The organism is Butyrivibrio hungatei NK4A153, assembly GCF_000424465.1.
In the GTDB taxonomy this organism is placed as follows: Bacteria; Bacillota; Clostridia; order Lachnospirales; family Lachnospiraceae; genus Butyrivibrio; species Butyrivibrio hungatei_A.
The window spans coordinates 557,759-571,130 of record NZ_AUJY01000001.1; the positions used below are offsets into that span (position 1 = coordinate 557,759).

Annotated in this window: 16 protein-coding genes; 2 read left to right on the plus strand and 14 right to left on the minus strand. The window is 39.4% G+C overall.

Annotation, left to right across the window (positions count from 1 at the left end; genetic code table 11):
- The first annotated feature begins 127 nt into the window (after positions 1-127).
- Positions 128-1,144 (plus strand): tyrosine-type recombinase/integrase, encoded by a 1,017-nt coding sequence (locus G628_RS0102545; protein ID WP_027208375.1) that lies wholly within the window; start codon positions 128-130, stop codon positions 1,142-1,144.
- Positions 1,145-1,224: 80 nt separating this feature from the next.
- Here G628_RS0102545 and G628_RS17895 read toward each other — a convergent pair whose 3' ends face one another.
- Both G628_RS17895 and G628_RS17900 read right to left on the minus strand, forming a co-directional pair.
- Complete coding sequence (locus G628_RS17895; RefSeq protein WP_051198968.1) at positions 1,225-2,460, minus strand: D-alanyl-D-alanine carboxypeptidase family protein; 1,236 nt, start codon at positions 2,458-2,460, stop codon at positions 1,225-1,227.
- A gap of 158 nt (positions 2,461-2,618) precedes the next feature.
- Positions 2,619-3,038 (minus strand): LysM peptidoglycan-binding domain-containing protein, encoded by a 420-nt coding sequence (locus tag G628_RS17900; protein WP_051198970.1) that lies wholly within the window; start codon positions 3,036-3,038, stop codon positions 2,619-2,621.
- A 170-nt stretch (positions 3,039-3,208) separates the two neighbouring features.
- Between G628_RS17900 and lexA the strand changes: the two genes are divergently transcribed.
- Positions 3,209-3,829 carry a transcriptional repressor LexA gene (gene lexA, locus G628_RS0102560; protein WP_026654874.1) on the plus strand — a complete coding sequence of 207 codons (621 nt, stop codon included), beginning with the start codon at positions 3,209-3,211 and terminating at the stop codon, positions 3,827-3,829.
- Between the two features lie 85 nt (positions 3,830-3,914).
- On the opposite strand, the gene rsfS is transcribed toward lexA, so the two are convergent.
- The 12 genes from rsfS to hisIE all read right to left on the minus strand — a co-directional run bounded on the left by rsfS (position 3,915) and on the right by hisIE (position 13,372).
- A complete protein-coding gene (gene rsfS, locus G628_RS0102565) occupies positions 3,915-4,277 on the minus strand; it encodes a ribosome silencing factor (protein ID WP_175531788.1) in 363 nt (120 codons plus the stop codon).
- A gap of 13 nt (positions 4,278-4,290) precedes the next feature.
- Positions 4,291-4,872 carry a bis(5'-nucleosyl)-tetraphosphatase (symmetrical) YqeK gene (gene yqeK, locus G628_RS0102570; RefSeq protein WP_026654872.1) on the minus strand — a complete coding sequence of 194 codons (582 nt, stop codon included), beginning with the start codon at positions 4,870-4,872 and terminating at the stop codon, positions 4,291-4,293.
- Positions 4,869-5,477 (minus strand): nicotinate-nucleotide adenylyltransferase, encoded by a 609-nt coding sequence (nadD, locus tag G628_RS0102575; protein WP_026654871.1) that lies wholly within the window; start codon positions 5,475-5,477, stop codon positions 4,869-4,871. Before nadD ends, yqeK begins: the two co-directional genes overlap by 4 nt.
- 28 nt (positions 5,478-5,505) lie before the next feature.
- Positions 5,506-5,814 (minus strand): ribosome assembly RNA-binding protein YhbY, encoded by a 309-nt coding sequence (yhbY, locus tag G628_RS0102580; RefSeq protein WP_026654870.1) that lies wholly within the window; start codon positions 5,812-5,814, stop codon positions 5,506-5,508.
- A 5-nt stretch (positions 5,815-5,819) separates the two neighbouring features.
- Positions 5,820-7,178: a GTPase ObgE gene (gene obgE / locus G628_RS0102585; RefSeq protein ID WP_027208376.1), complete on the minus strand. Its 1,359-nt coding sequence runs from the start codon at positions 7,176-7,178 to the stop codon at positions 5,820-5,822.
- Between the two features lie 81 nt (positions 7,179-7,259).
- Positions 7,260-7,547: a 50S ribosomal protein L27 gene (rpmA, locus tag G628_RS0102590; protein ID WP_026654869.1), complete on the minus strand. Its 288-nt coding sequence runs from the start codon at positions 7,545-7,547 to the stop codon at positions 7,260-7,262.
- 3 nt (positions 7,548-7,550) lie between these two features.
- Positions 7,551-7,880, minus strand: coding sequence for a ribosomal-processing cysteine protease Prp (locus G628_RS0102595; RefSeq protein ID WP_026654867.1), 330 nt, complete (start codon positions 7,878-7,880; stop codon positions 7,551-7,553).
- A gap of 20 nt (positions 7,881-7,900) precedes the next feature.
- Complete coding sequence (rplU, locus tag G628_RS0102600) at positions 7,901-8,209, minus strand: 50S ribosomal protein L21 (RefSeq protein WP_026654866.1); 309 nt, start codon at positions 8,207-8,209, stop codon at positions 7,901-7,903.
- 86 nt (positions 8,210-8,295) lie between these two features.
- Complete coding sequence (locus G628_RS0102605) at positions 8,296-9,468, minus strand: ribonuclease E/G (protein WP_026654865.1); 1,173 nt, start codon at positions 9,466-9,468, stop codon at positions 8,296-8,298.
- Entirely contained in the window at positions 9,461-10,189 is a 729-nt protein-coding gene (locus G628_RS0102610) for a TIGR03936 family radical SAM-associated protein (RefSeq protein ID WP_026654864.1), read from the minus strand. The genes G628_RS0102605 and G628_RS0102610 overlap by 8 nt, the downstream gene beginning before the upstream one ends.
- A 9-nt stretch (positions 10,190-10,198) precedes the next feature.
- The gene (locus G628_RS0102615; RefSeq protein ID WP_027208377.1) at positions 10,199-12,076 is read right to left on the minus strand and encodes a TIGR03960 family B12-binding radical SAM protein; all 1,878 of its coding nucleotides are present in this window, start codon (positions 12,074-12,076) and stop codon (positions 10,199-10,201) included.
- 9 nt (positions 12,077-12,085) lie between these two features.
- Complete coding sequence (hisIE, locus tag G628_RS18375) at positions 12,086-13,372, minus strand: bifunctional phosphoribosyl-AMP cyclohydrolase/phosphoribosyl-ATP diphosphatase HisIE (protein ID WP_027208378.1); 1,287 nt, start codon at positions 13,370-13,372, stop codon at positions 12,086-12,088.

Sequence of the window (13,372 nt, forward strand, 5' to 3'; positions counted from 1 at the left end):
TATACTTTTTCGCAAAATTCTAGTTTTACGAAAAACATATAACGTGTTATAATAGATATATGGGTATTCTATGCCTATATATCTATTTTTATGCGAATAAAAATCTTTTTTTTGGGGGAAATATAATATGCCTGATAACAAAAAACAATACTCTGATAAAATCAATGAGCTTTTAAGTGAAATGCCTGAGTTTGTTTCTGATTTCATATACAACTTCGGGCGTGTCGAAAATTATGCGACAAAACTCGAATATTGTCGTGACATAAAGGTCTATCTTGAATTTATTGTAAGTTTCCTTCCAAAGCATTGTGATAAAAACATTAAGGATCTGTCAATAGATGACGTGGCCAACATAGAAATTCTTGATATAAACAGATTCCTGACAACGCTTTCCGGAAATCACAAGGAATCAACCGTAAAAAGAAAACGTGCTTCATTATCCAGTATGTATGGCTTCTTTGTAGCTACGGGCAAAATGTCCCGTAATCCGATTGCAGCTACGAAGACAATAAAAATTCCAAACAAGGATGTTATTTATTTAACAAACAACGAACAACGCGTTCTTCTTGATACTGTAAGGCACGGGACGAATCTTCATGATTCTGTCGCAAAGGTCCATTATATCTATGCTGACAGAGATTCGGCCATGTTCATATTACTTCTGGATACCGGCCTTCGTGTTTCCGAGATGCTTGATACGGATATTATCGACTTTAATCTTGAAGAATGCAGTGTTGTTGTCACAAGAAAAGGCGGCAATACGCAGGTAATCTACTATTCCGATGAATGTCGCGATTATCTGGAGATTTACTTTACTTCACAGAAGGCCAAATTTGGATTGACCTCCAAGAATCTTAAATTTCCTGCTTTCACTACTACTTCCGGCAACAGACTGGGAGTGCGTGCGGTAGAGATTCTTGTAAAGAAATATGTTTCTGTGTGCCTGCCGGAAAAAGCAAGGATTATATCTCCGCACAAATTAAGATCTAGCTTTGCGATGAGCTTTTATGCTGCAAGTGACAATGATATTCTGCTTCTTAAGAAAAAAATGAACCATAAGAGCATTCAGACGACAAATATATATGCAAAAGCCTCTGATACAGCCATGAAGGAATCGCGTTCATTGCTACAGGGATTGCGATGATATTTATATATTTGTTTTAAGGTATGAAGTTATGTAAGAAAAACTGCTTGAGAAATTTTCCCCAAGCAGTTTTGTTTTATTTATTTTAATGCTTCATTACTTGCTTCAATATTATCTTTGTTTTCGTTGGCGATTTCTTCGGGAGTTTTGTCTACAAAAGTAGTGTAAATAGCTACATGATCATATATGCATCTCCATGAACTATATGCTTTCGCAGTAACACATATATAGTGTTTTCCCTGCGCAGACACTTCATAACTGGCCGCACATGATCCGGCCTGGTGTACATATCCGGTCTTTGCACCAAGTACAGTACCCAAGGTATCTTTATCTTCTATTCTTCTGATAAACAAGTTACTAATGCTTATTCCGTTCGGAGCAGCTTTTGTAGGCGAAGTAGTATAGGTTTTTGTGTGTAGAACTTCATTACAAAGCTTGTTCTCTTCAGCAGCCTTAAGAATAATTGCTATATCTAAAGGTGTACAATAGAGGTCTTCATCAAAAATACCGACACAGTTAGTGAAATGTGCCGAACTTGAAAGGCCGAGCTCTGCAACTTTCTGGTTCATAAGCTCTACAAAAGCCTCTTGAGATCCTGCAACATATTCGGCAAGTCCAATCGCTGCATCAGCACCGGATTTAAGAATCGTACCGTACATAAGATCGCGAACGGTCTGTTTGTCACCGGCTTCAAGACCAACGTTACTACAGTCGTTTTCTAAGACATATTGTACTATGCCTTCATTTATTTCATACTCGTCATCAAGACTTTTTATGTGTTCGGCAGCAACCAAAAGAGTTAATATCTTGGTCATCGATGCCGGGAACATTCTTGTCTTGGCGCCTCTTCCGGCAATTACTTTTCCTGTATCAAGATCAAGAAGAACGGCATACGAACTGTCTACATAGTCTTCTTTATCTTTGTTATTGCTGTTTAGATGGGCAACATTAGTCTCCATATAATCAACTTTATAGCCCTTAAAGAAGGCACGTGCATCCTCGGATTTTTCCAAGAAAGGATTTAATTCGACTTCTTTTATTTCTGTATCAACAATATCATGTGATGCCTCATCATCGTCCCCTTGCTCGGTGAAAGTATCAAACGGTCCGTCCTTTGGTAAGGTTATATGGACCTTGCTCATGATAAATACAAAAACTGTTACGAGTATTGCAACTCCGGCTGCCAGTGAAACTGTATGTACAAGTATTTCTTTTCTTCTTCTTAATTTATATTCTCTAACGGACAGTCTTTGACCGTTTCTTTTTCTGTAAGTTCTTCTCCCTAAAGAACGTCTTCTTTTTCTGCTATTTCTCAAATTACTAAATCCACCCTATAAAAAAATACAACAACTAAATGTTATCATTTTTTTATCTATTTGTTCAAGTGGAAAAAGCTACAAAATAATGCAAAAAAAACTTACATGCAGATAAAACTTGAATTTTATGGACGATTTTTCTGTAAATTTGGTAAATTTTACTTAAATTCTGTTGAATAATACGGAACTATCAATGAATCTCCGGCAATTAATTCCGATGCATCCGCAAGATTGTTAATATTGCAAACTTCATCAATATAATCATTCATATCATTGTAGTGCTCGGATGAATACATGTCTCCGGCTATTGTCCAAAGGCTGTCACCGTAATTGACGGTTATTGACTTATAATATTTATATTCGGGTGTATATGTATCTGACTGCGCATCTGAATTAAAAGTTGACAAATTAAACATTATGATGAAAATCAATGCAGATACGACAGCCATAAGCATAACAAACTGCCTTCTGACAATATTTTTACGTCGTATCTTATTATTCCTGATTCTGATCTCACTCTTACTGAAATATCTCGGATCATTGTATAAACTTGCTGCTATCCTCATTGCTTCGCTCATAATTTTCACCTCTCAGTATAATACGAACAAATATTTGCGAACAACCGTTCTGTTATCATGATATCGAACAAACATTCGCTTGTCAAGAAAAATCAGAACATATTTTCGCGAACAAATATTTGTGTTTTGAATTTCTCTATGATATACTTGGATTAGATTAGGAGGTTATTATGGACAAGAGCAAACTTACACCAATTCAGGAAAAGATCCTCGATTATATCAAGGAAGAGACATTAACAAAAGGCTTTCCTCCGTCAGTTCGCGATATTTGCGCTGCGGTCAATCTTAAATCAACATCTTCTGTTTTCACACATCTCGGTAATCTGGAGAAAAAGGGATATATAAAGCGCGACCCCACCAAGCCGCGTGCTATCACTATCTGTGATGACAGTTTCAATATGATAAGGACGGAAATTGTCAGTATTCCTGTCGTAGGCCAGGTTGCTGCAGGTACTCCTATCCTTGCGGAAGAAAATATCGATTCTTACATTCCGATTCCAGCTTCAATGTGCCCTAAGGGCTCTGATGCATTTATACTGAATGTAAAAGGCGATTCAATGATCAACGCCGGAATATATAATGGAGATCAGATCTTTGTTGAGGTCTGCAATACTGCCAAGAACGGCGACCAGGTTGTAGCTCTTATCGATGATTCCGCTACCGTTAAGACTTTTTATAAAGAGAACAATCGCATCAGACTTCAGCCTGAAAACGATACTATGGATCCTATAATCGTTGATGACTGCAAGATTCTTGGGAAAGTATTCGGTGTAATGAGATTTTACAGATAAAACAAGAAAAGTATATAGATAACGGTCGGATTGATTCATATCAGAATCAGTCCGACCGTTTTATTTCGCTGTTAAATTAGAATGATCAGTTAAGACTGTCTTTCTCTATCGGCTTTCCATCGCGCCATATTCTCTCAAGATCGTAAAATACTCTGTTCTCGCTGTCAAAAACATGAACAATAATATCGCCGAAATCAAGAAGAATCCAATTGGCTGATTCATAGCCCTCAACGTTCTTTGTGAGGAATCCGGCTCTTCCGAGAGCATCCTGAACGCTGTCTGCCATTGCCTGAACCTGACTGGAGTTGGTTCCGTTTGCAATGATAAAGTAATCTGCAAGTGTAGAAATTTCGCTTATATCAATGGCGTGAACATCAATTCCTTTTCTGTCTTCCAATGCTTCCATCGCCATCAAAGCCATTTTCTTTGAGTTCTCAATATCTGACATATTCACCTCGTTCTTAATTATAGTATTTCTTATAGAACTCATAAGCTTTCATGGTGGTATCATCGCACTCTTTACCTATGGTCCTTAAATAAATGATCGAATTATGCAATATATGCGCAAGACACTTGTCTAAGTCTTCAAAAGCTTCTTTTCTGATTATATTCATATCATCTAAAGGCTTTCTGTTCGGCTCTATGAAATCCGCGATATATACGATTTTTTCAAGAAGAGACATATTTTCCCTTCCTGTTGTGTGATATCTTATTGCATTTAATATCTCGGGATCGCGAACTTCATATTTGGTGCTTGCTATATAGATTCCTGCCTTTGCATGAAGAAGTGAATGGTTTCTTCTTTCTACATCGGTGACTTCTATATTGTTTTTTTCACATATACTAAGCTGTTCATCGTGAGACAAGCATTTGGCGCAATCGTGCAAGAAGCCTGCTATAAGTGCTTTATCAACATTTGCACCGTGTACCATCGCAAGAGATGCGCTTGTATAGGCAACTCCCAATGTGTGATCGTATCTGTCGGGCTTTAATTCCTTTTCGAGTTCTTTTCTAAGCTTCTGAGTAATTTCCAAGGTCTTCATTTATATAATCCTTTTAAACAAATAAACTCTATACACTCTTTTGGAACCATATATTTAATGCTTCTGCCCGTTCGCACTCTTTTTCTGATCTCCTGAGACGAAATGTCCACTCTGTTAAAAGTAAGTAGCTGAATATCAACATCGTACTGTTTAAGCAGCTTTCTTCTCACATTATCAAGTGCAGCCACATCATGATTATCTCTTACGGCAGCTAAAATGGTGCATGACTGCAAAAGCTCTTTTGAATTATACCAGGTCTCTATATCGACGACGGCGTCTCCGCCAAGTATCAGATACAATTCATCGCCGGGATACATTCCCTTTAAGTCCTTGATCACATCGTATGTATAGGTTCCTTTGGGCTTATCAATCTCAATTCTTGAACATGTAAAATACGGATTGTCTTTAATTGCCATCTTGACCATGTTATATCTGATATCGCCTGATGATAAATTATTGCCCTTCATAAGATGAGCAAGTTTTTCGGGAATAAAAATTACTCTGTCCAAACCATATTGCTCCCTTGCGGCTTCTCCCAAAAGAAGATGTCCGTAGTGAATGGGATCAAAATTTCCAATAAGAATACCGATCTTTCTGCCAGCCATAAGAGTGCCTCCGTAATGATAAAAAATATCAATTTATAGCCTTCTTGGTTCTAGGTAAAACAATCTTTGGTTCATCCTTGAAAGGCTTGTATAAAACAAATTTTCTTCCGATAACCTGTACAAGATCCGAACGTGTTCTTTCTGAAACCATTATCGCAACATTTGACACGTCATCCATGCAGTTCTTCAAAACTGTAATCTTTACAAGCTCGTGTGTATTGAATGTTTCAGCAATAGCATCTATTATTTCGGGAGTCACAGTTGACTTCCCTATCTGAAAAACAGGATCAAGGTCAGCCGCAAGGCTCTTTAAATATGCTCTTTGTTTACTTGTCAAAGTCATTATGTTTCATCCTCTTCATCGTCATATTCATCTGTATCGTTAGCAGGAACAGTATCCGCATTGCGATAGTATTCAAAGCTGTATCCGTACATTCTGACGGTATCACCTTCGTTAATATGGAGTTTCTCGAGCTCGTCAAGAATTCCGTTGTCCTTGAGGAAGTTCTGGAAGAATGCAAATCCCTTTTCGGATTCAAGGTTGGTGTAACCAAGCATCTTCTCAATCTTAGGTCCTTCAATGACAAATTCTTTCTCATCGCTATCATATGTTACCGTAAATGCTTCATCAGTATCACGGGCCATAGTCTCTGGGAAGAATTCCTGCTTGAATACAACAGCATCTTTTGGAAGTTCATCAAGGGTCCTACTTACATAGTATAGCAGTTCCTTAATGCCTTTTCCAGTTAGTGTCGATGTGGCAAAAACCTTTACTCCGAGAGGCTCGTACTTCTCTCTTATCTTCTTAATGATGTCCGAATCTTCGCCATCGGGAAGCATATCGATCTTATTTGCTGCGATTACCTGAGGTTTGCTTGATATATCTGCATTGTAGTTCTTAAGCTCCGCATTGATCGCTTCAATATCTTCCATTGGATCGCGGCCTTCAGTAGATGCCGCATCTACAACATGGATCATCATTCGGGTTCGCTCAATATGTCTCAAAAACTCGTGTCCAAGTCCCAGTCCTTCTGAAGCTCCCTCAATAAGTCCCGGAATATCCGCAACAACAAAACCTCTTGCATCAGAAAGATCGACAACACCGAGCATTGGTGACAATGTGGTGAAGTGATAATTCGCAATCTTGGGCTTTGCATTGGATACCTTGGACAAAAAAGTTGATTTTCCAACATTTGGGAATCCTACAAGTCCTACGTCAGCAATGACCTTAAGCTCGAGCATAACTTCAAGCATAAGTGCCGGCTGACCGGGCTGAGCGTATTTTGGTGCCTGCATGGTGGAAGTTGCATAGTGCATATTACCGTTTCCGCCTCTTCCGCCTTTTAATACAACAACCTTCTTGTTTTCTCCGCTCATATCGGCAATTACCTTTCCGGTATTTGCCTCTTTAATAACTGTTCCTTCAGGAACTTTTATATATAAATCCTCGCCATTTTTACCGTGGCAACGTCTCTTGTTTCCGTCCTGACCGTTTTGTGCTTTATATTTACCGCCGTAATGAAAGTCTGCAAGTGTATTGATTCCTTCATCTACGACAAAAATTATATCGCCGCCTTTTCCGCCGTCACCGCCATCGGGGCCGCCGTTAGGCACATATTTCTCTCTTCGAAACGAAACGTGTCCGTCTCCGCCTTTTCCGCTTTGTATAAAGATTTTTGCTTTATCTACAAATACCGGCATAATCAAATTCCTTTCGGATAAATTTCCTAAGATTAAAAATATGGGCTTCAAACATTTTAGTTTGAAGCCCGTTTAGTTAAATTACTTATTCTCTACAGGATGAACGCTAGCCTGCTTTTTATCTCTGCCCTTGCGCTCAAATCTAAGAACACCATCAACAAGTGCGTATAATGTGTCATCGCTACCGATTCCAACATTTACACCGGGATGAATGTGTGTTCCACGCTGTCTGTATAAAATATTACCGGCCTTAACGAACTGTCCGTCAGCTCTTTTTGCTCCAAGTCTCTTGGATTCTGAATCTCTACCGTTCTTGGTTGATCCTACACCCTTCTTATGAGCAAAAAATTGAAGGTTCATATTCAACATGACTTATTCCCTCCTAAATTTAATGTTCAAAAATCTCTTACCGTACTCTCGGAATATACTATTAACACCAAGTTCATAGGATTTTAGAAGTAAATCCGCGTCCTTTGAAGGCTCTTGTTCAAAGGAGATTGAAATGTACCCGTCATCTTCATTCTGATCACAAGTAAATCTATCCTCGGTAAATCTTTCAAGCGAATTGATAAGATTTATCGTAAGAACAGATATCGCAGCACATACAATATCTTCGCCGCTGTCGGCAAAACCTGCATGTCCGCTACACTCAATTCTCTTATATGAATCTGCCATAGATTTGGTAATTGTAATAGTAGTCATTATTCCGCTTTGTAAATAAATTACATAGTGATCTTGTTAATCTTAACAAGTGTGAAAGGCTGTCTGTGACCATTCTTCTTGTGATAGCCAGTCTTTCTCTTGTACTTGTAAACAACAACCTTCTTAGCACGGCCCTGCTCAACAACTGTTCCGCTAACCTTAGCTCCGCTAACATCGCCGGCAACCTTAAGTGCCTTGTCATCATTTACTGCAATAACATTGTCAAATGTTACTTCTTTTCCGGGCTCTACATCAAGCTTCTCTACTTTGATCTCATCGCCCTCGGAAACTTTGTACTGCTTTCCACCAGTTACAATAATTGCGTACATAAGTTACCTCCTTCTTCAAAAAACTCGCTAACTTTGGCGGGATAAAACCACTTAAGCCTAGTTATGCGGCATACCAAGATATAATATCACTGATAAATACTGTTGTCAACAGCTTTTTCGACATCCTTCAATATTTCTTTTAACGTTTTATCGTTTTTGTTTCGAGTAAGCTCCATAATGCCAAGCCCCGTCACATCTATGAAAACCGTATGTACCTGTTCATATTTGCAAAAGGCTTTAACTTTATGTATCAATTCTTCGTATTTTTCCTCGTCGTTCATATTGATAAAATCGATGAGGATCATTCCTGTGAGATTCCTAAGGCGAATTTGCCTGAATATCTCATTTACCGCTTCAAGGTTTACCTTAAAGGCTATGTCATCTTTTCCCTTAATGGCCTTACCTGTATTTACATCAATCGCATTAAAGCTCTCAAGCTGCTCAATTATGATATATGCTCCGCTCTTAAGCCAGACTTTGCGGTGTTTCAAATCTTCAATCGCCGACTTTATCCCATGAATGCCCGTATCTTCTATAACAGAGAATTCCGTTTCGCCTCTGATCTTAAGGAAAGCTTCGGCATTTTCTATGAGCTGCCCGGTACTTCCGCTATCGGATCTGTGAATGCAACTGTATAGCGTTCTGTTTCTTCCTTCTGAAAGAATATCCGCAAGTTTATCAAGACAAGTTTTAAATGAAGCTTCGATCACATCACACGCTTCTTCATCTGCTATTTCGGAAGACTTCGTTCTTATGATGATCCCTGCCGTCGTATCCGAAAGCTTCTCGCGGTACTCATCCATTATGTTTTCATAATCAGCCTTTATCTTATCGGAAAGAAGCGCTCTGATATTGTCGGATAACTTTATTGATGAACCGACGCCGTATTTTCCGAGGGTCACGGCAACATAATCATCCGAAACAGAAAGATTTGTCGTAAGCTTGGTCTTCTTGGTCTTTACAGCCTCAGATTCAACCTGAACAATAACGTCGTCACCGTTTTTCAGAGTATCATCGCTTCCAAATGCGCGGCCTATAACGCAAGCGCCTGTTATGTTTTTGAGCGGCAGATATCCGGTCTTGTCCTTATCGTACCTGACAAATGCTGCGCCGATATTTTTAACTATATGATCGACTTTTGCGACATATATGTTTCCAAGTTCGTTCTCTCTTACAAAAGAAAGAAACTCCATCTTGTTGCCTATAAACGCAGTAACGACCGGCGTATTTAAATATTCGGAAACTATGATCTCAGACATTTAAATAAAACCTCTTTTGGATATCATCTGTTATAAATGGCTCAATATAAGGTTTTCCGTCATTCTCAACATATCTGTAGATATCGAGCCTGTGTATAGCCATGGCGTGAGGAGCAAGTTCCTCTTTGATATGGTCAAAAAAGCCCTGTAACAAAAGCGCAGGCTTTAAAGTTGCACTACTGCTCATGCTGAGCAAGAGCTCAATGTATCTTTCTTCCTTGTTAAAAGAAAAATCAAATATCAAGGGCTTCATATCAATTTCTTTTTCGCCCTTTTTGGTCTTCTTCATGGCAGGAAGTTTATCAAGCGCCAGATATTCTCTGAATTTCTCAATCCAGTCATATGTAGGCATGAATTTTTCTCTGAAAGAGATCCTGTATTTTGCGGCATATGCAGCGGTCATCGCCTTCTCATCGTTATCCGAAAGCTCTCTTATAGCGATGATTTCGATTCCCTCGTTCATGACAGAGTTTAATCTGTTCATGATATCTTCGGCGCTAACCATGCTATTTACGGAAATATCCATGTATTCACCGTCGCTTGTCGCGCCTACACTGAGAGGCTGGGCAAAAGATATGATCTGATGCGGGCTGAAACCTTCAGAATACTTGATATCAACCTCAGCTCTTCTGATAGCCTTCTGAAAGTATCTCATAACATCAAGATGGCCGATAAATTTGATCGGACCGTTTTTGGAAAATTTAAGACGTAATTTATTCATTTAAACTTATTATCCCTTTTTGTTCTCAAAGCAGACTCCGACACCGTATGATGCGGCTCCGCAGCCAAGACAGCCGTTTCTGCAATTGCTTGATTTATTGCCGGCAAGCGCATTTTTCCATTCGCGAAGAAGGAAATCTTTAGTGACTCCGCAGTTTAATATATCCCAAGGAAAAACCTCGTCGTCGCCTCTTTCCCTGACTGTATAGAACATAGGATCAACTCCGCGTTCCTTAAATGTATCCATCCATACGTCGAATTTGAAATATTCTCCCCATGCATCAAAAATACAGCCTTTTTGATAAGCTTTAAGAATAACGTCGCAAAGCTTTCTGTCTCCTCTTGCAAGAACACCTTCCATCATACTCGCATCAGCTTCGTGCCAGTTGTACTTAATATGCTTCTGGTTAAGCTGGGACATAATGCCTTTTCTTGTCTTATTTGCCTTTTCAAGGAATTCTTCCTTGGTGTTCATAGGAGCCCACTGGAACGGAGTAAACGGCTTTGGAACAAAGAAAGACGTACTTGCAACAATATCAATGGTCCTTCCGTTTCTTTTTTCCTTAGGAACGGTATCAAAATACTCGGCAGCGACTTTATTGGCTATCTCGCCGATTCCGAGTATATCTTCATCGGTTTCTGTCGGAAGTCCAAGCATGAAATAGAGCTTAACTTTGTTCCAACCTCCGAGAAACGCTTCGTGTGAGCCTCTTAAGATATCTTCTTCTGTAAGACCTTTATTGATAACGTCTCTCATCCTCTGAGTTCCGGCCTCGGGCGCAAATGTAAGACTGCTCTTTTTTACATCCTGAACCTTACTCATTACATCAAGAGAAAACGCATCGATTCGAAGAGACGGAAGTGAAATGTTTACCTTTCTCTCATTACAGCTCTTTATCAGGAAATCAATGAGCTCCGGGAGCTTGGTATAATCACTTGAACTTAATGAACTAAGTGAAATTTCTTCATAACCGGTATTTTTTAATGACTCTATCGCAAGTTTCTTGAGGTGCTCAACATCTTTTTCCCTAAGTGGCTTGTAAAGCTGTCCCGCCTGGCAGAATCTGCAGCCTCTGATACAGCCTCTCATGATCTCGAGCACAACTCTGTCCTGAGTTATCTTGATATAAGGAACAACGGGCTTTGTTGGGTAAAAAACATTTGATATTTCTAAACACATTTCTTTTTTAATGGTTTTTGGAATATCATCGTATATCGGAAGCATGGACTTTATCGTGCCATCTTCCTTATATTCAACATTATAGAGCCCCGGAACATAGATACCGGGCATCTTTGCGCACGCATGAAGGAAATCTTCCCTTGAAGTTCCGTCGGCCTTACACTTTTTATAAAAATCAAAGATCTCTCTGTATCTTGTCTCGCCTTCGCCTATATAGAATATGTCAAAAAAGTCTGCGATAGGCTCGGGATTGTATGTGCACGGGCCTCCGCCTATGACAATCGGATCGTCCCATGTCCTGTCCTTTGCAAGGAGCGGAATCTTTGAAAGATCCAGAATCTGCAGAATATTTGTGTAACACATCTCATATTGCAAAGTAAATCCAAGGAAGTCAAAATCCTTGATAGGATCCTGAGATTCCAACGCAAAAAGAGGAATGTCCTCTTTTCTGAGAACCTCATCCATGTCGAGCCACGGCGAATAAACGCGCTCACACCAGACGTCCTCAAAAGAATTGAACATTCCGTATAAAATCTGTATTCCCAGATGTGACATACCAATCTCGTAAACATCAGGAAAACACATGGCGAAACGAATATCAACCGCTTTTTTATCCTTTGTAATGCTGTTGACCTCGTTTCCTATGTATCTCTCAGGTTTTTCGATACTTAAAAGTATGTCATCTGACAGTGCTAAATTGTAATTCATATTTTTCCCTTATCGTCTTGACAGTTCGTCGGTAATATCCTCCCAGCTGACATTTTTTTCAGCCATAAGGACCATCATATGATACAGGAAATCAGAAATTTCGTAAACTATTTCTTTTTCCTCGGGATTCTTTGAAGCAATAACAATCTCTGTAGCTTCTTCTCCGAGCTTCTTAAGAATCTTGTCCACGCCCTTGTTAAACAGGTAATTTGTATAAGAGCCCTCTCTGGGATTGACTTTTCTGTCTTTAATAACATCGTAAACGCTGTCGAGAACCTTCTGAGGATTCTTCTCCGTATAGTTCTTGCTTGCAATCTCATTAAAGAAACAAGAGTACTTTCCTGTATGACATGCAGCTCCGATCTGCTTAACCTTTGCAAGAATCGTATCGTAATCACAATCTGTGTAAAGAGATTTCACATACTGATAATGTGAGCTCGTCTCGCCTTTTATCCAGAGCTCATTGCGGCTACGGCTGTAATATGTCATCTTACCTGTCTTGATCGTTGTGTTATAAGCTTCCTCGTTCATATAGGCAACCATAAGCACCTGATCGGTACGGTAATCCTGAACAACAACCGGAACCATTCCGTCTGAATTCTTCTTGAGCTGATCCCATGAAAATGCGGCTTCAAGTCTGAATACCGGAATTCCCTCGCTCTTGCAGACATCCTTCCAATCATTTATCTTTGCGTAGTTCTTATTTACATAAGTTCCTGTAACGCCCTGAACTTTTTCATTCTTAAGACTTTCTACAAGGCCGTTGTCATCGCAAGTTTCAAGGAATAATACAACGGGTAAAAGAGAATTCGTCTTAAACTTACCTTCATCTCCGATAAATATAAGCTCTGAAGCAAGCTCATCCACATTCTCGATATCATCTGTAATGTCCTGAGGATTGCTGTAGCAAATGCCTATCTTGTCTTTTCCGAATTTGCTTGAAACTTCTTTAAGGATTTCTCTGTTGCCCTCTTTTGAATAATTAAGAAATGCTTTCTTGCATCCGGCGTATATGAGCTTCTTGATATCCTCCATGCGCTTAACGTTTCCGGCACCCATTACTTCAACGTCTACAGCTTTGCATATCTTCTGAAGCATATGAAGTGAATCTTCATGGAGTTTATCGTCTCCCTCAGGTGAAAGATCAAAGACTATGATCTCATCCGCGCCCGCGTCTGAATAAGCCTCAGCAAGGGCTGCAGGGTCTTCGCTGATAACATCTGATTTCTTAAAATCCGACCAAGCCTTATTTTCACACAGATAAATGCAGGGAATAAATTTCTTATTGTCATTCAT

Coding starts and splice junctions, on each gene's coding strand:
- rplU (WP_026654866.1), bottom strand. CDS start 8,209: ATGTACGCAATTATTGTAACTGGTGGAAAGCAGTACAAAGTTTCCGAG.
- rpmA (WP_026654869.1), bottom strand. CDS start 7,547: ATGTTGAATATGAACCTTCAATTTTTTGCTCATAAGAAGGGTGTAGGA.
- G628_RS0102605 (WP_026654865.1), bottom strand. CDS start 9,468: ATGTCTGAGATCATAGTTTCCGAATATTTAAATACGCCGGTCGTTACT.
- lexA (WP_026654874.1), top strand. CDS start 3,209: ATGGACAAGAGCAAACTTACACCAATTCAGGAAAAGATCCTCGATTAT.
- nadD (WP_026654871.1), bottom strand. CDS start 5,477: ATGGCTGGCAGAAAGATCGGTATTCTTATTGGAAATTTTGATCCCATT.
- G628_RS0102595 (WP_026654867.1), bottom strand. CDS start 7,880: ATGACTACTATTACAATTACCAAATCTATGGCAGATTCATATAAGAGA.
- hisIE (WP_027208378.1), bottom strand. CDS start 13,372: ATGAATGACAATAAGAAATTTATTCCCTGCATTTATCTGTGTGAAAAT.
- rsfS (WP_175531788.1), bottom strand. CDS start 4,277: ATGTCAGATATTGAGAACTCAAAGAAAATGGCTTTGATGGCGATGGAA.
- obgE (WP_027208376.1), bottom strand. CDS start 7,178: ATGCCGGTATTTGTAGATAAAGCAAAAATCTTTATACAAAGCGGAAAA.
- yqeK (WP_026654872.1), bottom strand. CDS start 4,872: ATGAAGACCTTGGAAATTACTCAGAAGCTTAGAAAAGAACTCGAAAAG.
- G628_RS0102615 (WP_027208377.1), bottom strand. CDS start 12,076: ATGAATTACAATTTAGCACTGTCAGATGACATACTTTTAAGTATCGAA.
- G628_RS0102545 (WP_027208375.1), top strand. CDS start 128: ATGCCTGATAACAAAAAACAATACTCTGATAAAATCAATGAGCTTTTA.
- G628_RS0102610 (WP_026654864.1), bottom strand. CDS start 10,189: ATGAATAAATTACGTCTTAAATTTTCCAAAAACGGTCCGATCAAATTT.
- G628_RS17900 (WP_051198970.1), bottom strand. CDS start 3,038: ATGAGCGAAGCAATGAGGATAGCAGCAAGTTTATACAATGATCCGAGA.